Genomic DNA, 26509 nt, shown 5'->3' with positions numbered 1-26509 from the left:
TAATTGCAGGCTGCAAGAAGCCGCGCCGTTTTCCTTGAGGATCGAAAGACATGTCCCTGGACAAGATGGATCGGAGCATCCTGGCCTGCCTGGCGCGGGATGCGCGCATCACCTGGCAGGCCCTGGGCCGCCAAGTGCACCTCACCGGGCAGGCTGTGGCCACGCGGGTGCAGCAGATGGTCGACGACGGCACGATCCGTGGCTTCACGGTGCTGCGTGGCGATCTGCGCCGCTACTTCATCACGGTGTTCATGGATACGCCGCAGTTCGATGCCTTCGAAGCGTTCCTGCAGTCGCAGGCGGACGTGGAAAGCGCTAGCAAGATCGCCGGCGAGGGTTGCTACCAGGTGGTGCTGGCCTGCGAGGGCGATGCGGGACTGGACGCCTTCACGCAGGCCCTGCTGCGATACGGCCGCTACAAGGTCGCAAGCGAGATCCGGCGCGTGAAGGCGTAAGGCGCTGCTTCAGCGGCGCGCGGCGTCCAGCTCGTAGCCTGCGATGTCTTCCTCGGCAAGCAACTGACGGAGCTGGGGGGCGGAGGCCCGCTTCATCGGCTTCTCGTCGATGCTGGAGAGCGGTGCCTGGCGCAGGGCGTCGTGCGGCAACACGGTCAGGTCGAAGCTCAGTTCTTCGGCACTGAACACCCAGACCGGCAGGTCGGCCACGCGCTCGCGGTCGATGCGGAGCCGGCGCTCGCGCGACTCGGCCGGGACATGGTGGTCTTCCAGCCACCGGGTGACCGCGTCCGGATCGTCGCTGTGGACATGCAGGTGAACCGGCGTGTTGGCGTCGGCTGTACCCTCCAGCACGGGACCGACGAGCCGTGGCGAGAACGCCGACAGGAACTCCATCGCACGCAGTGCGGCCTCGCGCCGCTGCCGCAGGCCGGTCGTGTGCGCCTCGCCGGCGAACAGGCGCTGGTACTCGCGCAGCGCATCCTCGATCTCGCGGTTGCGCGGAAGGGACGCGTCGTCGTGGATGCCCAGCCGGCTGGCGGCCTTGAGCTTGGCCTGGTGGAAATCGCGGATGCCGCCTTCGGCCATCAGCCGCGCGGCTTCGTGAGCCAGCCGCTGGCGGCGTTCGCGGGTGCGCGTTTCGGCATGTTGGCGGGCGTGGTGCATGGCAGGCCTCCGCGTCGAAACTGACCGCGAATGTACACCATGCCATCGACGTGTCCATGACGGCGCCGGGGCACCGTCACGGGAGCTTCATCGCGTGACCGCGATCAGAAGATGTCGAACGCTTCCTCGTCGGGCACCGCGTCCTCGGGTCCGTAGAGGTCGTAGTCCTGGATGCGCTCCATGTCCTCGACCTTGACCCATTCGGTCACACCGTTGAGCGTGGCCTGCACCATGCCTTCGGGCGGATCGTTCTGCGCGACCGGCGTGTCCTTCAGTGCGGCGCGCATGTAGTCGATCCAGATCGGCAGGGCCGCCTTGCCGCCGTACTCGCGGTAGCCCAGCGACTGGAAGTTGTCGCGACCGACCCACACGACCGTGGCGTAGGTGCCGCCGAATCCGCCGAACCAGGCATCGCGGTGGTCGTTGGTCGAGCCGGTCTTGCCGCCGACATCCTCGCGGCCCAGCACCTTGGCGGCCGTACCCGTGCCGCGCTGGACCACATCGCGCATCATCGACACCATCTGGTAAGCGGTGCGCTCGTCGATGGCGCGCGGTGCCGTCACGGCATTCGGATCGGCCGGCTTCTCTTCGGCCTTGGCCTTCGGCGCCGAGGCGGTCGCCGGCTTGGCGGCTTCGGCGGGGCCGAAGTTGAATCCGTCCACCACCTGCGAGGCCGGCGTGCCGGTACCGTGCTGCCCCGCGCCGCAGCCGCGGCAGGCGACGGCAGGGTTCTCCTTGAACACCACGTTGCCTTCGCGGTCCTTCACCTGGTCGATGAACCAGGGCGTCACGCGCGAACCGCCGTTGGCGAACACGGCGTAGCCGCGGGCGACCGACAGTGGCGTCAGCGAGGCCGTACCCAGCGACATCGACAGGTTGGGCGGCAGTTCCGCCTCCTCGAAGCCGAACTGGCTGATGTAGGTGCGCGCGAACGGGACGCCGATACCGTCGAGCAGGCGTACCGACACGAGGTTGCGCGACTGCACCAGCGCTTCGCGCAGGCGCATCGGGCCGCGGAAGCCGCCGCCGTCGTTCTGCGGACGCCACATGTGGCCGCGACGGTCGCGGAACACGACAGGCGCATCCAGCACGATCGACGCCGGGTTGAACCCCTTCTCGAACGAGGCGGCGTACAGGAACGGCTTGAAGCTGGAGCCGGGTTGGCGGCGTGCCTGCGTGGCGCGATTGAACTTGTTGCCGGCGAAGCTGTAGCCGCCGACCAGTGCTCGCACCGCGCCGTTGTTCGCGTCGAGCGAGACCAGCGCCGCCTGCGCGCGCGGAATCTGGTCGATCACGTAGCTGCCTTCTTCCTTGCCTGCCTTGATACGGGTCAGGTCGCCGCGCTTGAGCAGCTTGGCCGGCGAGCGTCCGGTCCACTTGCTCGCGCTGACCGGCAGAACGACCTCCTTGCCGTCGGCCAGCACCACCGTCGCACTACCGTCGTCCGCGACACGTGCCACGATGACCGGCAGCAGGCCGTTCTGTGCGGGAATCGCCCGCAGGTGGACGGCCAATGCCTTGGCATCCGCGTCGGCCGCGACGTCGAAATGCTGCTCGACCCCGTTCCAGCCGTGGCGGTGGTCATACAGTCCCAGGCCATCGCGAACGGCGTCGTTGGCGGCGCCCTGCGCCACCGCGTCCAGCGTGGTGGTGACGTGGTAGCCCTTGGTCAGCGCCTCCGGCCCGAAGCGCGCGATCATCTCCTGGCGCACCATTTCGGCCACGTAGGGGGCGTAGACCTCGATCGGCCGCTCGTGCGGCTTGGCGTGCATCGGCTCGGCCTTGGCCTGCGCGGCCTCGGCGGCGGTGACGTAGCCGTCCTCGCGCATCCGCTCCACGACATAGGCGCTGCGTTGCTGGTTGCGGCCGGGGTTGCTGATCGGGTTGCCGCTGGAGGGGAACTTGAGTGCGCTGACCAGCGTGGCGGTCTCCGCCAGGGTCAGCTGGTCCAGCGTCTTGCCGTAGTAGTACTCGGCCGCGGCGGCCACGCCGTAGGACCGGTTCCCGAAGAAGCTCTTGTTGAGGTACAGCTCCAGGATCTCGTCCTTGGTCAGCATGTTCTCGATGCGCATCGCCAGCATCATCTCGACCAGCTTGCGCGTGTAGCTGTACTCGGAGCTGAGGAACCACTGCCGGGCGACCTGCTGGGTGATCGTGCTGCCGCCGGCCACGCGACCTTCCTTGCGGCTGACGATCTGCCAGACGGCGCGGGCGATGCCGGTGGGATCGATGCCGTTGTGCTCGTAGAACTTGCTGTCCTCGGCCGCCACGAAGGCCTGCTTGACCCGGGCCGGGACCTTGTCGATCTGCACCGGATAGCGGCGGATCTCGCCGTACAGGCCCATCAGGCGGCCGTCGCTGGCGTAGATATAGAGGGGTTCCTGCAGTTCGACGTTCCGCAGGGACTGGACGTCCGGGACCTTGGCCGAGACCGTGTAGTACAGAACCCCCAGGCCGACAGCGCCGGCCAGGGCAAGTATCAGGAACGTGATGAGGGTCCAACGGAGAAGACGACGGAACCGGGACATCCAGTGCTTTCCGATTGCAGAATTCGTAGCGGCAGAGTATAGATGACCGCCGGGATCGCCACAGGTGATTCCAAGGGGAACAGGGACTTGGGGCACAACCCTCGTGAAACGTGACAAGCCGCACAGCCACGTCATCGGCGGTTGCCAAGCGTAAAAAGTTGGTTATTAATGTCGGCGCACGTTGTGCGTCCAGTGCCCGTCGGAAGGGGAAAGACCGTGGGGCTAATCCCAAAAAGCCAGTCGCCGCTGATCGGCGTCGACATCAGTTCGACTGCGGTGAAACTGCTGCAGCTGTCGCGCGTGGGCAACCGTTACCGGGTTGAACACTACGCTGTCGAGCCGCTGCCGCCGAATGCCGTGGTCGAGAAGAACATCGTCGAGGTCGAGGCCGTCGGCGAGGCCATCCGCCGCGCGGTCAACCGGGCGGGCAGCAAGGCGAAGCACGCCGCTGCCGCCGTGGCCGGTTCGGCGGTGATCACCAAGATCATCCCGATGCCTGCCGACCTCGACGAAAGCGACCTGGAAGCCCAGGTCGAGCTCGAGGCCGTCAACTACATCCCGTATCCCATCGAGGAAGTGAACATCGACTTCGAGGTGCTGGGCCCCATGCCCAACAACCCGGAGATGGTGCAGGTACTCCTCGCTGCGTCGCGCTCGGAGAACGTGGAGCTGCGCCAGTCCGCGCTGGAGCTCGGCGGACTGACCGCCAAGGTCATGGACGTGGAAGCGTTCGCCGTCGAGAACGCCTTCGCCCTGATGGCCACCGATCTGCCGATTCCGCAGGATGGCGTGGTCGCGCTGGTCGACATCGGCGCCACCATGACCACGCTCAATGTCCTGCGCCGGGGCCGCAGCCTCTACAGCCGCGAACAGGTGTTCGGCGGCAAGCAGCTCACCGACGAGGTGATGCGCCGTTACGGGCTGACCTATGAGGAAGCCGGACTGGCCAAGCGCCAGGGCGGCCTGCCCGAAAGCTACGAAATCGAAGTGCTGGAGCCGTTCAAGGAAGCCACGGTCCAGCAGATCAGTCGCTTGCTGCAGTTCTTCTATGCTGGCAGCGAGTTCAACCGCGTCGACCAGATCGTGCTCGCTGGTGGCTGTGCCGCGTTGCCCGGCCTGCCCGAAATGGTGGAAGAGCAGCTCGGCGTGCCCACCGTGGTCGCCAACCCCCTCGCGCAGATGACCCTCGGCCCCCGCGTGCAGGCGCACGCGCTGGCGCAGGATGCCCCCGCGCTGATGATCGCCACCGGCCTGGCTTTGAGGAGCTTCGACTGATGGCAAGAATCAACCTACTCCCATGGCGTACCGAACGCCGTGCGCAACGCCAGCGTGAGTTCTACGTCATGCTGGGCGCGGCGGCGATCGCCGGCCTGCTGCTGTCCTTCCTGCTCTGGTTCCACTACGACCGCCAGGTCGCTGGCCAGACCGAGCGCAACGATTTCCTCAAGGACGAGATTGCCAAGGTCCAGGCGCAGAACAAGGAAATCGAAAAGCTGGACGAGCAGAAGCGTCGCCTGCTGGCGCGCAAGGACGTCATCGAGAAGCTGCAGGCCAACCGCTCGCAGATGGTCCACCTGTTCGACTCGCTGGTCCGCACCATCCCCGATGGCGTGATGCTGGCCAACATCAAGCAGGAAGGCGAAGTGCTGACGTTGCAGGGTCGCGCGCAGTCCAACGCCCGCGTCAGTGCCTACATGCGCAATCTCGAGACGTCGGGCTGGATGACCAAGCCCGAGCTGTCGATCATCGAAGCCAAGCCGGAAGAGGTCAAAACGCTGACCAATACCGGTGCGGGTAGTGCGCTGCCGTACGTGTTCACGCTGCAGGTCAGGCTGGCGAACCCGACCGCGGAACAGGAGGCCGAAACGGCCGCCGGTACCGCGCCCGCCGATCCGAGCGCACCGCCGGCGGCACCGCTGGAGGGCCAGCCCGCTGCCCCGGCACCTGCGGCACCCGCCCCCGCGACGCCACCCAGCAGCCCCAATCCGGCCTCCGGGAGCAACTCATGAGCCAGAAGACATCGCTCAAGAACCTGGACATCAACAACATCGGCGCGTGGCCGCAGAACGCCAAGGCAGGCTTTTGCGTAGTGCTGGCGATCTTCATCCTGGCGCTGTCGTACTTCCTTGTCGTCAGGGGGAAGACGCAGACCCTGGATTCGCTGGAGCAGGAGGAAGTCCGCCTGCGCCAGGACTTCGAGAAAGAGCAGGCCAAGGCCGCGAACCTCGAACCCCTGAAGCAGCAGCTCGCACAGATGGAGCAGGTGTTGCAGCAGATGCTGCGGCAGCTGCCGAGCAAGACCGAGATGCCGGATCTGATCATCGATATCTCGCAGACGGCGCTGTCGAGCGGCCTGACCAACGAGTTGTTCCAGCCGCAGCCGGAAACGCTGAAGGAGTTCTACGCCGAGAAGCCGATCCAGCTGCGCATGGTGGGCAACTACCACCAGTTCGGGGCCTTCGTCAGTGGTGTTGCCTCCTTGCCGCGCGTGGTCATCCTGACCATGCACGACATCTCGTTGCAGCCGAAGGAAGGCAAGGGCGGCGTCAACCGTGGCGCGCTCGAGCTGTCGGGCACGGTCAAGACCTACCGCTACCTCGATGAGACCGAGGTGGCCGAGCAGGAGGCCGCTGCGGCCGAGGCGGCCAAGGCGGCCCGCAATCAGAATGCCCCCGCATCGGGAGGAGCCCCGTGATGCGCAGCAACTGGCATTGGATGATCCTCGCCGCCGTGGTCGCGACATCGGGCTGCGCGCGAGGGATCAGCAGCACCCCGGGCGACGCGCCCAATCTCGAGAAGTGGGTGGAGGACGTGCGTGCGCGCCCCGCGCCGCCACTCGAGCCGTTGCCGGTGATGCAGCAGTTCGAGACCTTCGAGTACGCCGCACAGACGCTGCGCGACCCCTTCAGCAACGCCTGGAGCAACGCCGATACGGGTGGGCTGCGGCCCGATCCGAACCGGCGCAAGGAAACACTGGAGCAGTACCCGCTGGACAGCCTGGACATGGTCGGTACGATCGGAAAGGGGGCAGGTCTGGTGGCACTGGTGATGGGACCCGACAAGGTCACCTACCGGGTACGTCCGGGGAACTACCTGGGCCAGAGCGACGGCCGGGTGACTTCGGTCCGCGAAGATGGCGTCGAACTTGTCGAACTAGTGCCGGATGGCGCGGGTGGCTGGCTGGAAAGGCCGGCGTCGCTCTCGCTTGAAGATCAATGATTGGGGGATACACGATGACCGCAACGAATGCCTACCGCCCGCGGCCGTCCCGGCGCCTGGCCACCTTCCGGGTCTGCTCTCTGGGGCTGGCCATCGGCCTGCTCGCCGCGGCAAGCGCCGCGGGCGCCACGTCACCCGCGCCGCAGGCCGCATCCCCTGCCGCCGCCGTTCAGTCGGCGGCGTCGGCGGTGTCGGTGTCGAACATCGATTTCCGTCGGGGTGAAGACGGTTCCGGCCGCCTGGTCATCAAGTTCGATGGTCAGGGCGCGGCGCCGGACCTGCGCAACCAGGGCGACAGCGTCGTGGTGAACGTAGGCAACGCCACGCTGCCGGCCTCGTTGCAGCGTCCGCTCAACGTCATCGACTTCGCGACCCCGGTCCAGCGTGTCGACGCCCAGAGCAAGGGCGGCGGCACCGAACTGGTGATCAGTACGCGCGGCGACTTCGAATCGCTGGCTTACCAGTCCGGCAACGAATACGTCGTCGAGATCGTGCCGAGCGCCGGCAAGAAGGCGATGGGCGCCGCGAATGCGACATCCGGCACCAGCGCTTCGGCCGTCGTGGCCGCCGCGCAGAAGGTGGCCTCCGAAGCGCGCCGCTACAGCGGCCGCCCGGTGACGTTCAACTTCCAGGACGTGCCGGTGCGCACCGTGCTGCAGCTGATCGCCGAAGAATCCAACCTCAACATCGTCGCGTCCGACACCGTGCAGGGCAACGTCACCCTGCGTCTGGTCAACGTGCCGTGGGACCAGGCGCTCGACATCGTGTTGCGTGCCAAAGGCCTGGACAAGCGTCGTGACGGCGCGGTCGTCTGGGTCGCCCCCCAGCCCGAACTGGCCAAGTTCGAGCAGGACAAGGAAGACGCCCGCATCGCGATCGAGAATCGCGAGGACATGATCACCGACTACGTCCAGATCAACTATCACAGCGCTGCCGCGATCTTCAAGGCGCTGACGGAAGCCAAGGGCATCGGCAACCAGGGCAGTGGCGGTGGCGGTGGTGGCAACCGCGACAACGAGAACGGCTTTCTCTCTTCGCGAGGCCGCATTGTTGCCGACGAACGCACCAACATGCTGATGATCAGCGACATCCCGAAGAAGGTCGCGCAGATGCGCGAGCTCATCTCGATGATCGACCGACCTGTCGACCAGGTGCTGATCGAAGGCCGCATCGTCATCGCCAGCGATACCTTCGCCCGTGACCTGGGTGCGAAGTTCGGTATCCAGGGACGCCGCTTCGGTGATCGCAGCCAGGGCATTGGTGGCTCGCTGGGTGGGAACGCGGGCAATGTCTCCAATCCCTCCCGCCCCATTACGCCGGGCGCGTTGAACGTCAATCTGCCGGCAGCCGGTTTCACGGACTCGCCCGCGGGTGCGCTGGCCTACACGTTGCTGGGCCGCAACTTCTCCATCGACCTCGAACTGTCGGCGATGCAGGAGGAGGGACGCGGTGAAGTGATTTCGAATCCGCGTATCGTGACGGCGAACCAGCGCGAAGGCGTGATCCGCCAGGGCAAGGAGATCGGTTACGTCACGATCACCTCGGCCGGCCAGGGTGGTGTTTCCACACCGAATGTCCAGTTCAAGGAAGCCTTGCTCGAGTTGAAGGTGATGCCGACCATCACCAACGACGATCGCGTGTTCCTGAACCTCAACGTCAAGAAGGACGAAGTGGCCGAGTTGATCACGCTGGAGGGCTACGGCACCGTGCCGACCATCGACAAGCGCGAGATCAATACGGCCGTGCTGGTCGAAGACGGTCAGACGGTCGTGATCGGCGGCGTGTACGAGTTCGCCGATCGCAGCAGCGTGGCCAAGGTGCCGTTCCTGGGCGACATCCCCTTCCTGGGCAACCTGTTCAAGAAGAAGGGTCGCAGCAAGGAAAAGGCGGAGCTGCTGATCTTCATCACCCCGAAGGTGCTGTCGGTCGCCAAGCGCTGAGACGAACCGGATCGAGTTGCATGGGACGGGCCGCTTCTGCGGCCCGTCTTAATTTGGGGGCGGCCTGTCGAAAACTTCCGCTGAACCCCTGCCGTTCCTCACAGGGCTCCCGGGAACCCGCGTGGCACACTGGCGGTCCCACGCGCACCCCGCACTTCCCGGAAGCCCATGGACCGCATCTCCCCGGATGTCCGCCTGTTCGATCGATTCGCCACGCTCCGTGAAGACCTGTCGCAAACCATCGTGGGGCAGGCGGCGCTGGTCGAACGCCTGTTGATCGCGCTGCTGGCCGATGGCCACCTTTTGGTGGAGGGCGCGCCGGGACTGGCGAAGACGACCGCCATCCGCGCGCTGGCGTCCCGATTGCAGGCCGAGTTCGCACGTGTGCAGTTCACGCCGGATCTGCTGCCGGCTGACCTCACGGGCACCGAGGTGTGGCGGCCCCAGGAGGGGCGTTTTGAGTTCCAGGCTGGGCCGATCTTCCATCCGCTGTTGCTGGCCGACGAGATCAACCGCGCACCCGCCAAGGTGCAGTCTGCATTGCTGGAGGCGATGGGCGAGCGGCAGGTGACCGTGGGCCGGCATACGTATCCGCTGCCGACGCTGTTCCTGGTGATGGCGACGCAGAATCCGATCGAGCAGGAGGGTACGTTTCCGTTGCCGGAAGCGCAGCTCGACCGGTTCCTGATGCACGTGAAGATCGGCTATCCCGAAGCCGCTGCCGAAGCCGACATCCTGCGCCTGGCGCGTGATCGCGCCCGCGAGCAGATGCAGCCGGTGCATGCCGCGGTCGCGCGCATGCCGCTGGAGGACGTCTTCGAGGCGCGCGCGCAAGTACTGGACCTGCATCTGGCGCCTGCGCTGGAGCGCTATCTGATCGAGCTGGTGCTCGCCTCGCGCGACGCCTCGCGATATGACGCCTCGCTCGCCAGACGCATTGCCTGGGGCGCCAGTCCGCGTGGCTCCATTGCGCTGGAACGCTGTGCGCGTGCGCGCGCCTGGCTGGCGGGGCGCGACTACGTCACGCCCGACGATATCCGTGCCATCGCGCCCGACGTGCTGCGCCACCGTGTCCTGCCCAGCTACGAGGCGACGGCGGAAGGCTGGGACGGCGATCGCCTGGTGAAGGCGTTGCTCGACGTGGTTCCGCTGCCCTGATCCCGGTTGCACCGGTCCATGAGCGAAGGCATCACTCCCACATTGGCCGAACTGATCGCGCTGCGTGCCAGCGCGCAGCGGCGACCGCCCGCGCGCCGGGGCCGGCACTCGGTCACCGGTCCATCCGCATCGCCGCTACGTGGGCGCGGCATGGAGTACGCGGAATCACGCGAGTATGTCGCCGGTGACGATGTCCGCCACATCGACTGGCGCCTGACGGCGCGCAGCGGTCGCACGCATACCAAGTTGTTCCAGGCCGAACGCGAACGGCTGACGCTCCTTGTCGCCGATACGTCGCCCCTGCTGTACTTCGGCACGCGTACACGATTCAAGTCGGTGCAGGCCGCGCGTGCAGGCGCCGTCGCGGCATGGCAGGCGGTCCGCGAAGGCGATCGGCTCGCCATCCTGCGCGGCAGCATGATGGAAGCGCCGATTCCTCCTGCTTCCGGTACCCGGGGTGCTTTGCGCGTGCTCGACGCCTTGGCGCGCTGGTACACGTCACCGCCATCGGACGATCTCGGCTTGGCGTTTGCGCTCGATCACGCCGCGCGCCTGCTGCGGCCGGGATCACGACTGCTGGTGCTCGCCGATCCCCATAGCCTGGCCGCTGTTCCCGAGTCGCGCTGGCCGGCACTCGCAGCACATCATGATGTCGTCGTGCTGTTGTTGACCGATCCGCTGGAGACGGCGCCGCCGCCGCAACGCCTGCCGTTCGTCGTAGGCAGCCAGCGCATCGAGCTCGACCTTGCCAGCGACGTGCAGCGCGACGCGTGGCGCACCGAGTTCCAGCAGCCGCTCGATCGCGCGCTGGACCGATTGCCTGCACGCGGCGTGCAGGTGCGCACGTTGTCGACGGATGCGCCCAGCGATGCGTGGCTCGTCGCGCTGGGTCGTGCGCAGCCCCAGGTGGCCTGAGGTGGGCATGGCGACACTCGTCCTGCGCGATGTGCATGTGCCGGCGTCGCCGTCGTGGTGGCCGCCTGCGCCGGGCTGGTGGCTGGCGTTCGCCGTCGTGCTGCTGCTGATCGCGGGAGTCGCCGCGTGGCGCATCGTCGTCCGTCGCAGGCGGCAGGGATGGCAGCGCTGGTTCGATGCGGCGGAAGGCGCGCCTTCGCCGGCGGAGCAGGTCGCCTTGATGTCGGAACGCCTGCGTCGCGCCGCGCGCCGTCTCGATCGATCGGCAGATCGGCTGGAAGGCGAGGCCTGGCTGCGCTTCCTCGATGGCAAACACGGCCATGCGTTCTCGCAAGGCCCCGGTCGCCTGCTGCTCGATGGCGGCTATCGCCGCGATGTGCCGCCGGAGGAGCTCGCCGCCGCCGCTGTGGTCGCACGTGCCCGCTTCCTCGACCTGATGGCGGGTGTGCGGTGAGTGTGTCGCTACCCACGTTGCAGTGGCTGCAGGACGGCTATGCGGGATTCGCGTGGCCATGGTTCTGGCTGGCGTTCCCGCTGCCGTGGCTGGTGCGCTGGCTGCTGCCTGCACGCCGCTCCGATGCCGACGCCCTCAAGGTCCCCTACGGTCCAGCCGTGCACGCCATCGCGCAACGGGGCGGGCGCGGGTTGCCGCGTCGCGCCGCCGCCCTCGCGTGGCTGGCGTGGTTCCTGCTGTGCGCCGCGGCGGCACGCCCGCAGCAGTTCGGCGATGCGGTGACGCCTCCGGTGAGCGGACGCGACCTGATGCTGGCCGTGGACCTGTCGGGCAGCATGACCGAGCCCGACATGGAGCTTGGTGGTGCGGTGGTCGATCGCCTGACCGCGGCGAAGGCGGTGCTCGCGGATTTCCTCGATCGCCGCGACGGCGACCGCGTCGGGCTGCTGGTGTTCGGGCAGCGTGCCTATGCGATGACGCCGCTGACGCGCGACCTGCACACGGTGCGTGAGCAGCTGCGCGATGCCGTGGCCGGACTGGCGGGGCGCGAGACCGCCATCGGCGACGCCATCGCGCTCGCGGTGCGTCGTCTGCGCACGCAGGAAGACGGGCAGCGCGTGCTGATCCTGCTGACCGACGGCGTCAATTCGGCGGGCGTGCTGACGCCGCAAAAGGCGGCCGAACTGGCGAAGGAGGAGCGCGTGCGCATCCATACCATCGCCTTCGGCGGCGATGGCGGCATCAGCGTGTTCGGTATCCCGTTGCCGATGCCGGCCAGTGCGCCCGAGGCCATCGACGAAGCGACGCTGCGCGCTGTGGCGGAACAGACGGGCGGGCGCTTCTACCGGGCGCGGGATACCCGCGAACTCGTGGGCATCTATGCCGAACTGGATCGGCTGGAGCCCGTCGAGCAGCCCGGCAAGGCGGTGCGCCCGCGCATCGAGCGCTATGCGTGGCCGCTCGCTGCCGCGCTGGCGATATCGCTGATCGCGTTCGTGCTGCCGCGGAGACGGACATGAGCGTCGACTGGATGGCACTGCATTTCCTGCGTCCTCACTGGCTGTGGGCGTTGCTGGCATTGCCCGTGCTGGCATGGGCATGGCGCGTGCAACGGCAGCGCCGCAATGCATGGCGGGGACATGTCGACGCGCACTTGCTGCCGCATGTGCTGGTGCGCGGCGGCGCCGGCGCGCGCAGCGGCCTGATTGCCGCCATCGCGGCATTCACGCTGGCCGTGCTCGCGCTGGCCGGACCGAGCTGGCGCCAGGCCGAGCAGCCGCTGTGGCAGGTGAAGCGGCCGCTGGTGATCGTGCTGGACCTCTCCAGCCGCACCACGACCAGCGACCTGCCACCGTCTCGCCTGCTGCAGGCGCGCGCGAAGCTGGTGCAGGTGCTGGAGGCCCGCGCCGGCAGCCCGGTCGCGCTGGTCGCGTACGCCGACGACGCTTTCACCGTCACGCCATTGACCGACGATACCGCGAACATCCGCCTGTTCCTCGATGACCTGGCGCCCGACATCATGCCGGTGGACGGACAGCGCACGGATCACGGTATCGCGTGGGCGGCGCGCCTGCTTACGCAGGCAGAGGCGCGCAGCGGCGACATCCTGGTGCTGACCGACCGTGCCGATGCCGCGGCAACCACGGCGGCTGCAGCCGCGCGTACCGGAGGCTACACCGTTTCCGCGCTTGGCCTCGGTACCGCGGCGGGAGCGGCCTACCGTGGCGGCGATGGGGCCATCGGGCACGCCGCACTCGATGCCTCCTCCCTGCGCAGCCTCGCGTCGGCCGGCGGCGGTCGCTACCACGCGTTGACGGCCGGCGAAGACGACCTCGCGGCGCTGGGACTGCGGACACCCGGCACCACCGGCGAGGCCGCCACGACCGGCGGTGGCAAGGCGTGGCGCGACGAAGGCTACTGGCTGCTGATTCCCCTGATGGCGATCGCCTTGCTCGGCTTCCGCCGGGGCGCGGCGCTGGTGCTGGTCGGTGCCCTGTGGCTGCCGATGGCGCAACCGGCAGCCGCGACCGGCATCGACTGGTGGCAGCGGCCGGACCAGACCGAACACGCACGCGTCGTGCGAGGCGCCGACGCTTACCGGCAGGGCGATTACGCTGCCGCGGAACAGGCCTTCACCGGTATCGACACCGCCGAGGGCTGGTACAACCTGGGCAATGCGCTGGCGAAACAGCAGCGCTACGACGCCGCCATCGCTGCTTACGACCGCGCCCTGCGCGCGCGTCCCGGCATGCCCGATGCGGTGGCGAACCGCGCCGCCGTCGATGCCGCGCGGAAGCGCCCGCCGTCGTCGGGCGAGGGTCAGGGCAAGTCCGGTCCGCAAGGAGACGGGAAACAGGGATCCGCAGGCTCGCAGGGTGATGCCAAGTCGCAACCCGGCGAACAGAAAGATGCTTCAACCTCGCAGGCGAAGAGCGAGCCATCCTCGCAGGGCCAGGGAAAGACACCGCCTGCGACGACGCCTGCCCGTACCCCTTCTTCGTCACCGGCGGATGCGGCAGCGCAGTCGGCTGCCGACGCCGCGCAACGCGAACGCATGCGCGAGGCGGTAGCGAAGGCGGCCGCGCAGCGCGCGGAGCAGAAAAAGCAGGGCGAGCCGGCCGTGCAGGCCGAGTCCGCAGAACAGCGCGAGCGCCGTCAGGCGGTGGATGCGTGGCTGAAACGCGTGCCTGACGAGCCGGGCGCGCTGCTGAAGGCGAAGTTCCGCCTCGAACAGGAACGGCGGCAGAGGGAAGGACGATGAAACACCGTGCATGGCTGTTGCTGTGTCTGCTTCTGGCGTGGCCACTGTCGTCGCTGGCGGCGACCCGCGCGTGGCTCGAGCAGAGCCAGGTCTCGCTCGGCCAGGCGGTGACATTGAACGTCGAAACCGATGCGGTATCCGCCACCCCCGACCTGACGCCGCTGATGCGCGACTTCGAGGTGGAAGGGCAGTCCGACAGTCGCAGCGTGCAGCTGGTGAACGGGCGCATGAGCAGCCGCACGACGTTCGCGCTGACGCTGCGCCCCCGTCGCGCGGGAACACTGACGATTCCCGCCCTGCAGGTGGGCAATGAGCGTTCCGTGCCGCTGGTACTGGAGGTCACCGCAACGGCTACGGCGAGCGCTGCGTCCAATGGTCTGGTGTTCGTGGAAACCGAGGTCGACGATGCCCGCCCCTACGTGCAGCAATCGGTGGGCGTCACGGTGCGGCTGTTCTATGCGACACCGCTGGTGTCCGGCCAACTGGATCTGGATCCACCCGATGGCGCGCTGCTGCAACGGGTCGGCGAGATCGTGCAGTCGAGCCGCGAGATCGACGGACGCCGCTACAACACCGCCGAGCGCCGCTTCCTGCTGGTGCCCGAACGCAGCGGCCCGCTGACGTTGCCGGGCGCACGTTTCAGCGGACGCGGGGCGGGCGGCTGGATGGACGATCTGCTGGGCGGCAACAGTCGCGAGGTCAACATCACCGGTACGCCACGCGTCCTGCAGGTGCGTCCGCAACCGGCGGATGCCGGCCAGCCGTGGCTGCCCGTGCGCGACCTGCGCCTGCGCTACACCGCCGTGCCCGAGCAGATGCGCACGGGCGAAGCCGCCACCTTCGCGATCGAGACGACGGTCGTCGGCGCGACGCAGGCGCAGTTGCCGGAGTTGCCCGCACCGGCGGTGCCGGGAGCGCAGGTGTTCGCGGAACCGCCGCAGTACGACGAGACCTTCGTCGGCGGCACGCCGCAGGTGAAGCTCACGCGCCGCTATTCGATCGTGCCGTCCACGACCGGCACGCTCGCGGTGCCGGGCGTGGCAATGGCGTGGTGGGACGTCCGTGCCGGCGCGAACAAGCGCGCGACGCTGCCGGACCTGACGATTCCGGTCGTCGCAGGCAGTGGACAGGCCCCGCGACCACCGGTGCGGGACGGCGCGGCGCCCGCCTCGCTGTCGCCTCCGGGCGATGGCGTCATCGCACTGGCCGGCGAACGGCGCATACCCGCCCATCTGTGGCCCTGGCTGGCGGCCGGGTTCGCGCTGCTCTGGCTGGCCACCCTCGTGTGGGGCCTGTCGCGTGGGCAGCGCGGCACGGCGGTGTCGCGTGACCGGGCAGCCGCGGCCGGATCCGAAGCGTCGGTGTCGTTCGCGACGCATACGGCCGCCGACCTCAAGCGCGTGCTCGACGCCGGTGACCTCGATGACATCGAAGTCGTGCTCTGCGGCATGGCGCGCCCCGTCGCCATCGATCTCGACGACCTGGAACGTCGTCTCGCCGCGCCCTCGCAACGCGCAGCGGTGGACCTGCTGCGCCGTGCCCGCTGGGCTGACGGCGATCCCGCACAGGCCCGCCTCGCCCTGCGCGAGGCCTTCCGTGGCGGTCCCCAGTGGCAAGCCAGGGACGCCGGCGTGGCGGACGAACCGTTGCCGCCGCTCTACCCGCGATAAGGGAAACCGGGTCGACGTTCGTCATTCCCTGGGTGCGCGGACGATGCCCGCACGTGGCCCGGGCCGGCCTGTCGTGCAAGGACGGGACGTCATGCCGGGTTTGCTAAGCTCCCGATCTTGTCTCCGCAGGACCCGCCGATGACCGACGCCACGCCCGCCACCCGCACCAAACTGCCGCTGCACTGGAAGATGGCCATCGGCTTCGGCATCGGCCTGCTCGTCGGCCTGCTGGTGCACGCGACGGGGCAGGGCGACGCGGGCTGGGTGCAGGACGTCACCAAGTACGTCACCACGCCGTTCAGCAAGGTCTTCCTCAACCTGATCTTCATGCTGATCGTGCCGCTGCTGTTCTCGGCGCTGGTCTGCGGCATCGCCGAGATGGGCGACATCCGCGCACTGGGCCGGATCGGCTGGAAGACGCTGGCCTACACCATCGTGCTGTCGGCGGTCGCCGTGTTGATCGGCCTGGTGCTGGTCAACGTGCTGAAGCCGGGCGTCGGCGTCGATCCGGCGCTGGCGCAGCAGCTGATCGCCGAGAACGCCGAGCGCACCAAGGAAATCGTCGCCAGCGTCGGTACGCAGGCGACCGGCATGGACATGCTGCTGTCGATCGTGCCGGACAACGTGATCAGTGCGGCCTCCAGCAACGCCGCCATCCTGTCGCTGATGTTCTTCGCGGTGATGTTCGGTATCGGCCTGGTGCTGACGCCGTCGGAGAACACCGGCATCCTCAAGCGCGGTATCGAAGGCGTGTTCGAGATCTCGATGACGCTGATCGGCCTGGTCATCCGCCTGGCGCCGTACGCGGTGGCCTGCTTCATGTTCAACCTGGCCGCGATCTTCGGCTTCGACCTGCTGGTGCGGTTGGGCCAGTACGTGTTCGTGGTGGTGCTGGCGCTGGCGCTGCACCAGTTCGTCAGCTATTCGATCGCGCTGAAGCTGGCCGGCTATTCGCCGCTGACGTTCTTCCGCGGCGCGCAGGAAGCGATGGTGATGGCGTTCTCCACCGCGTCCAGCAACGCCACGCTGCCGACCGCGCTGCGCGTGGCGGACGAGAAGCTGGGCCTGCCGCGCACGGTCTCGCGCTTCGTGCTGACCGTGGGCGCCACCGCCAACCAGAACGGCACCGCGCTGTTCGAGGGCGTGACGGTGATCTTCCTGGCGCAGTTCTTCGGCGTGGACCTGTCGCTGGGTCAGCAGTTCATGGTGATGCTGGTGTGCATCCTGGGCGGCATCGGCACGGCCGGCGTGCCGTCGGGCTCGCTGCCGGTGGTAGCACTGATCTGCGCGATGGTCGGCGTGAACCCGATCGGCATCGGCCTGATCCTGGGCGTGAACCACTTCCTCGACATGTGCCGCACCACGCTCAATGTCACCGGCGACCTGACCCTGGCCTCGCTGGTGGCCAAGGGCGAAAAGGGCGACGTGAAGCTGCCCGGAAACCCCGGCTAACACCCCGGGCGGGGACCCGCAACCGCGACAGGGCGAGCGGGGGGTGGGACAATGGGCGGCCCGCAGCCCGCCGGGCGCCGCCCCCTCTGTCCCGACCCCCATGACGACGCCCACCCGCCGCCAGCTCGCCAACGCCATCCGTTTCCTCGCCGCCGACGCGGTGCAGGCCGCCAATTCCGGCCATCCCGGCATGCCCATGGGCATGGCCGATATCGCCGAAGTGCTGTGGAACGACTACTACCGCCACAGCCCGTCGAACCCGCACTGGTTCAACCGCGACCGCTTCATCCTGTCCAACGGCCACGGTTCGATGCTGCAGTACGCGCTGCTGCACCTGGCCGGCTACGACCTGCCACTGCAGGAGCTGAAGAACTTCCGCCAGCTGCACAGCAAGACCGCCGGCCACCCGGAACGCCACGAGACGCCGGGCGTCGAAACGACCACCGGTCCGCTCGGCCAGGGTTTCGCCAACGCCGTCGGCTTCGCGCTGGCTGAGAAGCTGCTGGCGCAGCGCTTCAACCGCGAAGGCCACGCCATCGTCGACCACCGCACCTTCGTGTTCATGGGCGACGGCTGCCTGATGGAAGGCGTCTCGCATGAAGCCGCCTCGCTCGCCGGCACCTGGGGCCTGGGCAAGCTGGTCTGCTTCTGGGACGACAACAAGATTTCCATCGACGGCAACACCGACGGCTGGTTCACCGACGACACGCCGGCCCGCTTCGAGGCCTACGGCTGGCAGGTGGTGCGCAACGTCAACGGCCATGACCCGATCGAGATCAAGACCGCCATCGATACCGCGCTGAAGGCCACCGACAAGCCGACGCTGATCTGCTGCCGCACGACGATCGGCTTCGGTTCGCCGAACAAGGCCGGCAAGGAGTCCAGCCACGGCGCCCCGCTGGGCAAGGACGAACTGGAGGCCACGCGCGCCGCGCTGGAATGGCCGTACGGTCCGTTCGAGGTCCCCGCCGAGATTTACGCCGGCTGGAACAAGGTCGACGCCGGCAAGGCGCTGGAAGCCGACTGGAATACGCTGCTCGACGCCTACACCGCGCAGTTCCCGGAACAGGCCACCGAGCTGAAGCGTCGTGCTTCCGGCGAGCTGCCGGCCGACTTCGCCGCGCAGGCTGATGCGTACATCGCCAAGGTGCAGGCCGAAGGCCCGGTCATCGCCTCGCGCAAGGCCTCGCAGAACGCCATCGAAGCGTTCGCGCCGCTGTTGCCGGAACTGGTCGGCGGTTCCGCCGACCTGGCGCACTCCAACCTGACGCTGTGGAAGGCCAGCAAGTCGGTCTCCACCACCGATCCGAACGCCAACTACGTGTACTACGGCGTGCGCGAGTTCGGCATGACCGCGATCGCGAACGGCCTGGCGCTGCACGGCGGCTTCGTACCGTTCGACGCCACCTTCCTGGTGTTCAGCGACTACGCGCGCAACGGTGTGCGCATGAGCGCGCTGATTCCGGCGCACGCGATCCACGTGTATACGCACGACTCCATCGGCCTGGGCGAAGACGGTCCGACCCACCAGCCGGTCGAGCATCTCGCGTCGCTGCGCTACATTCCGAACAATGACGTGTGGCGTCCGTGCGATGCGGTGGAATCCGCGGTGGCATGGAAGCAGGCCATCGTCCGCCAGGACGGCCCGAGCTGCCTGGTGTTCTCGCGCCAGAACCTGCCGCATCAGCCGCGTACCGACGCACAGGTCGGCGAGATCGCGCGCGGCGGCTACGTGCTGGCCGATGCCGACGGCACGCCGGACGTGATCCTGATCGCGACCGGCTCGGAAGTCGGTCTCGCCACGCAGGCGAAGGCCACGCTCGATGGACAGGGCATCAAGACGCGCGTGGTGTCGATGCCGTCGACCGACGTGTTCGACCGCCAGGACGCCGCCTACCGCGAAGCGGTGCTGCCGAAGGCCGTGCGCAAGCGCGTCGCGATCGAAGCCGCCATCGCCGACTTCTGGGGCAAGTACGTCGGCCTGGACGGCGCGGTCATCGGCATGACGACCTTCGGCGCCTCCGCGCCGGCCGACGCGCTGTACAAGCATTTCGGCATCACCGCCGACGCGGTGGTCGAGGCGGCGAAGTCGCTCTGAGGCGGTCCATCTCGTTGTAGGAGGGGCTTCAGCCTGATCGCGTCGGAGTTCCCCTCGCTCAAAGAGAGGGGTTCACCGATAGCTACGAAAGCCATGGCGCATGACCTTGCGCCATGGCTTTTTCGTATCCCGGCTCCGGTCACCAAGCATTGCGAAGAGGTCGCAGGTCCGAGTCGGGTCGCATCTATCTGGTGACCACGACGACGCATCGACGGGAACCGCACTTCAGCCGATGGGAAGCCGCCAGCAGGCTATCGGCAGTGCTCGCGACTCGCAGCGCCTGGTCGCCACATGCAGAACTACTCTGCTGGGTGCTGATGCCGGACCATTGGCATGGACTAGTGCGATTGACCGGCGGAGCGACGCTTGCGCATGTCGTGGGCGCAGCGAAAGGGCGGTCGGCGCATGCGGTGCGCGGCGTAATGGCCGGAAGGCCAGTATGGGCGGACGGATTCCATGATCGCGCATTGCGACAGGACGATGATGTGTTGGTCGCTGCCCGCTACATCATCACCAATCCTGTCAGGGCGGGTCTGGTCAGTCGACTTCGCGACTATCCGTACTGGAATGCGGTCTGGCTTGACTGAAGAATCGCGGAGCGGTCGGGGCTGAAGCCCCTCCTACAGAGAGACAACCATGTAGGAGGGGCTTCAGCCCCGATGCTTTACTTCGTCACGCGCAATCCCAGCGCCAACAGCTTTGCTTCCAGACGTTCGCCTGGCGTGCCTGGCGCCGCCAGCCCCATGCGTGCCATGGCCTCGGTGTCGTCCGATCGCGCACTCAATGCCCGCAACACCGTGCCGATCTTCTGCCCCGTCGTGGCGGTATTCGCCTTCAGCCAGCCCAGCGCCTTGACGATGCGCTGCTCCACCTCGGTGAAGTCGCTGCCCAGTGGATAGTCCGGCAGGGTGCCGTCGTGGCGGAACGCACGCAGCCGCGCCGAGAGATGCACTGGCGTGTTGTCGATCCAATGGCCGGGCGGATGGAAGCCGGCGCGCAACTTGCCTGCCTGCTGCGCCTGTTCCATCAATCCCTGCTGGAAGCGCGCATCGGTGATGCCGCCCATGGCGATGATGCAGTCCTCGTCGTTCTTGCCGCGGACATCGGCGATGCCGTACTCGTTGACGTACAGGTCGCGCAGGTGGCGCGGGATGGTCGCGTGACCGTAGTTCCAGCGCACGTTCGATCCGGCGGCCCCGGCATCCTCGCGTACCGCGCGGAACATCAGCACGCTGCGCGCGCCGTCCAGCGCATTCGACATGTCGACGAAGTTGTACTGCCCGCCGACGCCGGACACCACGCGACCATCTTCCAGACCGTCGGACACCGCGGCACCCAGCACGGTCGCCATCATGCAGGAGTTGAAGAAACGCGCGTCGTGGCGTTGCAGGCGCGCCAGCGATTCCCGTCCACGCTCCAGTTCGTTGATCAGGCTGATGCGGCGCATGCCGATCGCGCGGCGCTGGTCATCCGGCAACGCGCGCAGCCAGTCGTAGAACGCCGGCGAGCCAAGGTAGAACGCACCATGCAGGTATTCGCCATCGCGCTCCAGCCTTGCCTGGTCGCCAAGGTTGGCGGTGCCATCGGCGAGGCGCTGCATCAGCGCTTCGTCGTCCACCACCTTGCGGCGGATCACGCCGGTCTCGACCAGTCGCTTGAAACCTTCGTTGACCATCTCGCTGCAGCCGTACAGGCCGACGGCGAAGACATCCAGGCCGCCGCTGGCGATCACGGCAGGGTGCCGTTCCAGTTCCGGATCCAGCGCCGCCAGCACGCGGCGGTAGGTCGCGTTGTCGGTGTGGCGCAGCACCAGCGCGTGACACAGCGCATCGGCCAGCGCACCGATGCCGATCTGCAGTGTGCCGCCGTCGCGCACCAGCGCACTGGCGTACAGGCCGATGGCGTAGTCGACGTCCGACACCGGCTGGCGCGGTAGTCCGAACAGGCGGGGATAAGGGCCCGACGGCGAGACGACCAGGTCGAAGTAGTCCTCCTCGACCGCGGCGGTACCGCCGATCCAAGGCAGATCGGGATCGACTTCGGCCACCAGCATAGGCCGCGGAAGTCCTCGCGCGACGATGGCATCCACGGCATCCTGGGTAAGGTCGTTGTTGCATGAAAACGACAGCCGGGTGCCGTTCGGCTCGCGTGCGACTTTCTGCACGATGACGTTGAGTTCGCGATCGGCCAGCGCACGGGCGACGTGGGTGTAGTTGAGGCTGGCGTAATGGCGTTGCGCCGTGGTCGAGCGCAGCAACGCACCGCCCTGCATGTAGAACTCTTCCACCTCGATGTTCGCCGGCAGCGCGTCGCGCTTGATCGCCTGCACGTAGGCGAGTCGCGGGAAGTCCTCGCCGAAGTGTCGTGCGGCGAACGGCTTCACGAAGCGTGCTTCGAGGCCCTTGCCGCCGCCGGGCGGATCCAGCGACAGCGCCGTGTACAGCGTCCACGGGCGCGACGGATCCGCGGCGATGCGCGCGTACAGCGCGTTGAGCAGCCGGTGTGGCTTGCCGATCCCCAGCGGTGCGCCCATGCGCAGCGGCCCATAGGTGTGGGACAGGATGAGGTCGACGGCTTCTTCGAGGTCGTTGAGGTGCTTGGCCATGCGCAGAGCTTAGGCGAGTCCGCGTTAGGGACCGACGATTGGTCGCACCGCAGGGTTGACATCGAATCCGATTACGGGCGTAATCAATAAAAATTACAGGCGTAAACGCATGTCGATCAGTGAAGCCGAAGCGGTGGTGATGGACGTTCTCTGGCGCCGACATCCCGCCACGGCGGAAGACGTCGTCGCGGCGCTCGCCGGTCGGGCCGAGTGGGCCGAGCCCACGGTCAAGACCCTGTTGAACCGGCTGCTCAACAAGGGTGCGATCCGTGCGGACAAGGAGGGAAGGCGTTATCTCTATTCCCCCGTACTGGCGCGTGATGCCTGGCTGGCGGAGCAGAGCACGAGCCTCGTCGACCGGCTTTTCGGCGGGCGGGTGGCGCCGCTGGTGGCGCACTTCAGCGAGCAGCGCAAGCTGTCGCCCGCCGATATCGCCGAACTGAAGCGCCTGATCGCGGAGCTCGACGATGACCGGTGAGCTGACGATGGCGCTGGTCGAGTCCACCGTGGCGACCACACTGGCGATCCTGCTGGTGGTGGCGCTACGCGCGCCAACACGACGTCACCTGGGCGCCGTCGCCGCGCATGCCTTGTGGGCCTGCGTGCCGTTGGCCTGTGCGGCCGTCCTGCTGCCGGCACGCACGACAGAGATCCAATGGGCGGAGCCGCTGGTGACCGTACTCCCCGTCTCCGTGCAGGCGACACCCGCACTGTCGATGCCCTGGCCGGTGGCCTGGTGGTTGGTGGTCTGGGGCGCGGGTGTGGCGATGACGATGATGGCTCTGCTGACGCAGCAGCGCCGCTTCACGCGCGGGCTGGGGCGGATGTCGGAGGCATCGCCAGGCGTGCTGTCCGCCACGGCGGACCAGGGCCTGCCCGCTGCGCTCGGGGTGCTGCGGCCGAGGATCGTGGTGCCTGCGGACTTCCGCAGCCGCTACACCGAAGAAGAACAGGTGTTGGTGCTCTGCCATGAGCGCCTGCATATCCGGCGCGGCGACCTGGTCGCCAACCTGCTCGCGTCGGTGATGCGCTGCCTGTTCTGGTTCAACCCGCTGGTCCACGTGGCCGCACGGCTGCATCGGCTGGACCAGGAATTCGCCTGCGATGCCATGGTCATGGCCCGGCACCCGGCCGCGCGCCGCGCCTACGGCGAGGCGATGCTGAAAGCCCAGCTTGCCGGCGCGCCATTGCCGGTCGGCTGTCATTGGTCGAATCACCATCCGCTCAAGGAAAGGATTGCCATGCTCAGACAACCTCTGCCCACCCGCATGCGTCGAGTCGTCGCCAGCGCGTTCGTCCTCGTGTCCGTTGCGGCCTCCGCGATGGCCGCATGGGCGGCACAGCCTGCCACCGCACTGCCCGGCGGTGAGGATTTCCATTACCGCATCGCCGCCATGCTCGATGTCGATGGTGAAAAGCAGTCGCTCTCCCTTCGCGATGGTCCTGGTCGTCCGGTGGGCATCGTGACCAGTACGAAGGCCGGGCGCGAATGGCGCCTCCAGATGGTCGTCACGCCAAAGGCGGGCGACCAGGTGAAGATCGAGGGCGCTCTGCATGTCGATGGCGCCATGGTGTCGTCGCCTGTGTTGATCGCCGCACTCGACCGGGAAGCGGCCATCCAGGTGACCTCCGCCGATGGCAGTTCCACCTTTGCGTTGGCGATGACGGTCAGCCGCCAGCCGGGGCCACCGCGTCCGGATGCGGCCGCCGTGTCCAGGCAGCCGGCGCCCGACTATCCGGACGATGCGAAGGCACGCCAGCAGAGCGGCCAGGTGATGCTGAAGCTCCGCGTGGGGCCCGACGGTCGGGTCCGCGAAGCGATCGTGGAGAAATCTGTACCGGCAGGGGTGTTCGATGAAGCATCGCTGGCGGCGGCCAAGCGGTGGACCTTCGATCCGCCCCTGGAGAACGGTGTTGCCGTCGAGGGGTGGGTGCGCGTGCCGATCCGCTTCGACGTCCACGGCGATGGCCGCGATGAGAACGACGCCGCCACCGATCCTCCGCTGGCATGGACGAGGGTCGACATGGCGCAGCCCGCGGCACCGAACGAGCTGGCGTGCGACGCCACGCGACAGAAGGACCCGCGTGAGCCCGTGGTGGATTGCGGCATGCGGCTGGCGCAAACGCGTTGAGGCGCGCCACGATGAGCGCACTGGTCATGGCACTGGCCAGTGGATGCGCGCACCGCATCGACAGCATTGACCAGCGGATGCTGTTGCCTGCTTCCGCCGCGCGTTACGACATGGCCGCCCACCAGGCGTTCGTGTACCCGGTGCCGAAGGACAACGCGGCACCGGTGTTTCCCGCGGAGGGCATGCCGCGGGAACTCGCACCGGTGACGCTGTGCGTCGCCTTCGTGGTAGACGAAGAGGGTCGGGCGACCGAGGTGGGGCCGCTCGCGCAGGAAGGATGCAGCGATCCGGTATTGCAGCCGGCGCTGCGGGACATCGCGCTTGCGACGGTCTCCTCTTGGCGATTCGATCCTGCGCTGTTCTGCGACTATCCCGATGCGGCCACGCGCGACCGCGACTGGAACGGATATGGCTGTGCAGGCGCCGCCGTGCAGTCACGGGTGGTGCCGGTCTCGCTGGCCTACGCCTTCACGTTCGAGATCCGCGAAGGCAGGCAGCGCGTCGCTGCGGCGAAACGGTAATGCTTCCCGGGGTTCACTGTTCGAGCATGTCTGGTCGGAACAGGCGACGGCGGGAGACCTCACGGCCCGACACCATGAAGCGGCCATCGCCCCGGTAATGCACGGTGCGCGGCAGGCGAGGCGAGGTGGCGACATGCGCGTGGACGATGCGCCACACGAAGAGTGGGTAGTCGGCGGTGATGCGGGTCTCGTGCAGGCGGCATTCGAAGCGCGCATGGCACTCCGCGATGCCTGGTGCTCCCACTGCGCGCGAGGGCAGCGCGGTCAGGCCGAAGCGCTCGAACTTGTCCTGCTCGGTGCTGCTGCAGTTGCCGATCCGCACCACCGTGTCCAGCAGGTCCTCCGTCGGCAGGTTGATCACGCACTCGCGGCTGGCGCGGGCCAGGGCGTGGCTGCGGTTCGCCTGCCAGAGATACGTGCCGACCAGGTCGTAGCCCAGCATCATGTGCCAGCCCAGCGTCATGATCGCACGCTCGTCCCGGTGCGCCGTGCTGAGCAGCACGACAGGGCCGGGCTCGAGGTAGCGCCGTGCCTGGTCGGGCGGAAGGGTCTTCCAGCGCTGTTTGCTCATGCGGCGGCTCCGGTGTCCGGCAGCAGCCTACGCGCAGCTCAGTCGAGAGCGTGTATGGAGTCGGCGACGCGGCGGACTTCGTCAGGGTGGTGGCTGACGTAGACGATGGGCAGGCGGATCTCGTCGCGCACGCGCTGCAGATAGGGGATCAATTCCTCGCGACGCGCCTGGTCCAGTGCAGACAGTGGCTCGTCGAACAGCAGCAGCGAGGGCTGCGACAGCAACGCGCGGCCGATCGCCACACGCTGTGCTTCGCCGCCGGAGAGATTGCGCGTGCGGCGCCCCAACAAGGGCGCGATGCCCAGCAGTTCCACCACGGCATCGAAGCCGAACCGCGGCGTGCCGCGCCCGCCATGGCGCCCGTACTGCAGGTTGCGGCGCACATCGAGATGCGGGAACAGGCGCGCATCCTGGAACACGTAACCCACGCGGCGGCGATGCACGGGTTCGTCGATGCGCGATGCGCTGTCGAACAGGCAATGCCCATCCACTTCGATGCGCCCCGCGACCGGCGTTACCAGGCCGGCGATGGCATTGAGCACCGAGGTCTTGCCGGCGCCCGAGGGTCCGACCAGCGCGATCACGCGGGCGTCGTCGTCGATGCGGACATGACGATGGAAGTGGCCGCGGCGGAGTTCGATGTCGAGCTTCAACATCAGCTGTCTTCCCCCTGGCGCGTGTAGTGGCGTCGCACCAACCACTCCGAGAACAGCAGCGCCGCCAGCGAGATCACCACCGCGACCGCCGCGAGTCGCCAGATGCCGGCTTCGCCGCCCGGGACCTGCATCAGTCCGTAGATGGCGGACGACAGCGTCTGCGTTTCACCGGGGATGTTCGATACGAAGGTGATGGTCGCGCCGAATTCGCCCAGCGCCTTCGCAAACGCCAGTACGCTGCCGGCGACCAGACCGGGCCACGCCAGCGGCAGGGTGATGGTGAAGAACACGCGCCACGGACCTGCGCCGAGCGTGGAGGCCGCCTGCTCCAGTCGCCGGTCTGTCGCTTCCAGCGACAGGCGGATCGATCGCACCATCAGCGGAAACCCCATCACCGCGCAGGCCAGCGCGGCGCCGGTCCAGCGGAACGCGAACACGATGCCGAAGTGTTCCTGCAGGAACGCGCCGACCGTACCCTGCGTGCCCAGCGTCACCAGCAGCGCGTAACCCATCACCACCGGCGGCAGCACCAGCGGCAGGTGCACGACCGCATCGAGCAATGCCTTGCCGGGGAACCGCGTGCGCGCCAGCAACCAGCCCACCAGCACCCCGAACGGCAGGCTGGCGAGCGCCGCCACCAGCGCCACCTTCAGGCTGAGGCGGATGGCGGTGAGTTCCTCCGGCGAGAACGCGTCGAGCATGTGCCGG

Annotated in this window: 24 protein-coding genes; 18 read left to right on the top strand and 6 right to left on the bottom strand. The window is 67.8% G+C overall.

All coding sequences use genetic code 11. The features are described 5' to 3' along the window. Positions 1-50 precede the first annotated feature (50 nt). Positions 51-455, top strand: a complete 405-nt coding sequence (locus IB230_RS13540) for an Lrp/AsnC family transcriptional regulator (RefSeq protein WP_192273051.1) — start codon at positions 51-53, stop codon at positions 453-455. A gap of 9 nt (positions 456-464) precedes the next feature. On the opposite strand, the gene IB230_RS13535 is transcribed toward IB230_RS13540, so the two are convergent. Then, complete coding sequence (locus IB230_RS13535; protein ID WP_192273049.1) at positions 465-1121, bottom strand: hypothetical protein; 657 nt, start codon at positions 1119-1121, stop codon at positions 465-467. 104 nt (positions 1122-1225) lie between these two features. After that, positions 1226-3649, bottom strand: a complete 2424-nt coding sequence (locus tag IB230_RS13530; RefSeq protein ID WP_192273047.1) for a penicillin-binding protein 1A — start codon at positions 3647-3649, stop codon at positions 1226-1228. Positions 3650-3865: 216 nt separating this feature from the next. Here IB230_RS13530 and IB230_RS13525 point away from each other — a divergent pair, with 216 nt between their 5' ends. The 14 genes from IB230_RS13525 (at position 3866) to IB230_RS13460 (ending at position 19903) form a co-directional block, all read left to right on the top strand. After that, positions 3866-4924 carry a pilus assembly protein PilM gene (locus IB230_RS13525; protein WP_162336766.1) on the top strand — a complete coding sequence of 353 codons (1059 nt, stop codon included), beginning with the start codon at positions 3866-3868 and terminating at the stop codon, positions 4922-4924. Continuing rightward, a complete protein-coding gene (locus IB230_RS13520) occupies positions 4924-5658 on the top strand; it encodes a PilN domain-containing protein (RefSeq protein ID WP_192273045.1) in 735 nt (244 codons plus the stop codon). The genes IB230_RS13525 and IB230_RS13520 overlap by 1 nt, the downstream gene beginning before the upstream one ends. Further along, entirely contained in the window at positions 5655-6344 is a 690-nt protein-coding gene (gene pilO / locus IB230_RS13515; protein WP_192273043.1) for a type 4a pilus biogenesis protein PilO, read from the top strand. The genes IB230_RS13520 and pilO overlap by 4 nt, the downstream gene beginning before the upstream one ends. Further along, positions 6344-6868 carry a pilus assembly protein PilP gene (locus tag IB230_RS13510; protein WP_192273041.1) on the top strand — a complete coding sequence of 175 codons (525 nt, stop codon included), beginning with the start codon at positions 6344-6346 and terminating at the stop codon, positions 6866-6868. Before pilO ends, IB230_RS13510 begins: the two co-directional genes overlap by 1 nt. Positions 6869-6882: 14 nt before the next feature. Then, entirely contained in the window at positions 6883-8808 is a 1926-nt protein-coding gene (locus tag IB230_RS13505) for a type IV pilus secretin PilQ family protein (RefSeq protein ID WP_192273039.1), read from the top strand. A gap of 168 nt (positions 8809-8976) precedes the next feature. Then, on the top strand, positions 8977-9966 hold the full coding sequence (locus IB230_RS13500; protein ID WP_192273036.1) for a MoxR family ATPase: 990 nt from the start codon (positions 8977-8979) through the stop codon (positions 9964-9966). Between the two features lie 18 nt (positions 9967-9984). Further along, positions 9985-10881 carry a DUF58 domain-containing protein gene (locus IB230_RS13495; RefSeq protein ID WP_192273034.1) on the top strand — a complete coding sequence of 299 codons (897 nt, stop codon included), beginning with the start codon at positions 9985-9987 and terminating at the stop codon, positions 10879-10881. Between the two features lies 1 nt (position 10882). Then, positions 10883-11335 (top strand): DUF4381 domain-containing protein, encoded by a 453-nt coding sequence (locus tag IB230_RS13490; RefSeq protein ID WP_192273032.1) that lies wholly within the window; start codon positions 10883-10885, stop codon positions 11333-11335. Between the two features lie 2 nt (positions 11336-11337). Next, positions 11338-12354 (top strand): VWA domain-containing protein, encoded by a 1017-nt coding sequence (locus IB230_RS13485; protein ID WP_343227342.1) that lies wholly within the window; start codon positions 11338-11340, stop codon positions 12352-12354. Further along, complete coding sequence (locus tag IB230_RS13480) at positions 12351-14096, top strand: VWA domain-containing protein (protein ID WP_192273028.1); 1746 nt, start codon at positions 12351-12353, stop codon at positions 14094-14096. The genes IB230_RS13485 and IB230_RS13480 overlap by 4 nt, the downstream gene beginning before the upstream one ends. Further along, positions 14093-15766, top strand: coding sequence for a BatD family protein (locus tag IB230_RS13475; RefSeq protein ID WP_192273026.1), 1674 nt, complete (start codon positions 14093-14095; stop codon positions 15764-15766). Before IB230_RS13480 ends, IB230_RS13475 begins: the two co-directional genes overlap by 4 nt. Positions 15767-15904: 138 nt before the next feature. Further along, on the top strand, positions 15905-17218 hold the full coding sequence (locus IB230_RS13470) for a dicarboxylate/amino acid:cation symporter (protein WP_192273024.1): 1314 nt from the start codon (positions 15905-15907) through the stop codon (positions 17216-17218). 100 nt (positions 17219-17318) lie between these two features. Next, on the top strand, positions 17319-19316 hold the full coding sequence (gene tkt, locus IB230_RS13465) for a transketolase (RefSeq protein WP_192273022.1): 1998 nt from the start codon (positions 17319-17321) through the stop codon (positions 19314-19316). A gap of 113 nt (positions 19317-19429) precedes the next feature. Beyond that, complete coding sequence (locus IB230_RS13460) at positions 19430-19903, top strand: transposase (RefSeq protein ID WP_225589512.1); 474 nt, start codon at positions 19430-19432, stop codon at positions 19901-19903. 77 nt (positions 19904-19980) lie between these two features. On the opposite strand, the gene IB230_RS13455 is transcribed toward IB230_RS13460, so the two are convergent. Continuing rightward, a complete protein-coding gene (locus IB230_RS13455) occupies positions 19981-21921 on the bottom strand; it encodes an acetyl-CoA hydrolase/transferase C-terminal domain-containing protein (RefSeq protein WP_192273020.1) in 1941 nt (646 codons plus the stop codon). A 109-nt stretch (positions 21922-22030) separates the two neighbouring features. Here IB230_RS13455 and IB230_RS13450 point away from each other — a divergent pair, with 109 nt between their 5' ends. From IB230_RS13450 to IB230_RS13440, 3 genes are read left to right on the top strand one after another with little or no spacing between them, the layout of a single operon-like run. Next, positions 22031-22399 (top strand): BlaI/MecI/CopY family transcriptional regulator, encoded by a 369-nt coding sequence (locus tag IB230_RS13450; RefSeq protein ID WP_192273018.1) that lies wholly within the window; start codon positions 22031-22033, stop codon positions 22397-22399. Further along, on the top strand, positions 22389-24053 hold the full coding sequence (locus tag IB230_RS13445) for a TonB family protein (protein WP_192273016.1): 1665 nt from the start codon (positions 22389-22391) through the stop codon (positions 24051-24053). Before IB230_RS13450 ends, IB230_RS13445 begins: the two co-directional genes overlap by 11 nt. Before the next feature lie 11 nt (positions 24054-24064). After that, on the top strand, positions 24065-24574 hold the full coding sequence (locus IB230_RS13440) for a hypothetical protein (protein WP_192273014.1): 510 nt from the start codon (positions 24065-24067) through the stop codon (positions 24572-24574). 13 nt (positions 24575-24587) lie between these two features. Here the strand turns inward: IB230_RS13440 and IB230_RS13435 are convergent, their stop codons facing one another. The 3 genes from IB230_RS13435 to modB are packed head-to-tail and all read right to left on the bottom strand — an operon-like array spanning position 24588 to position 26502. After that, positions 24588-25145 (bottom strand): flavin reductase family protein, encoded by a 558-nt coding sequence (locus tag IB230_RS13435; protein ID WP_192273012.1) that lies wholly within the window; start codon positions 25143-25145, stop codon positions 24588-24590. Between the two features lie 38 nt (positions 25146-25183). After that, a complete protein-coding gene (locus IB230_RS13430) occupies positions 25184-25801 on the bottom strand; it encodes an ATP-binding cassette domain-containing protein (RefSeq protein WP_192273010.1) in 618 nt (205 codons plus the stop codon). Beyond that, positions 25801-26502, bottom strand: a complete 702-nt coding sequence (gene modB / locus IB230_RS13425; RefSeq protein ID WP_192273001.1) for a molybdate ABC transporter permease subunit — start codon at positions 26500-26502, stop codon at positions 25801-25803. The genes IB230_RS13430 and modB overlap by 1 nt, the downstream gene beginning before the upstream one ends. Positions 26503-26509: the final 7 nt, after the last annotated feature.

The sequence above is a fragment of the Pseudoxanthomonas sp. PXM01 genome, assembly GCF_014851815.1.
Taxonomy (GTDB): Bacteria; Pseudomonadota; Gammaproteobacteria; order Xanthomonadales; family Xanthomonadaceae; genus Pseudoxanthomonas_A.
Note: the sequence above shows the minus strand (reverse complement) of the source record. Positions and strands in the feature narration are given on the sequence as shown.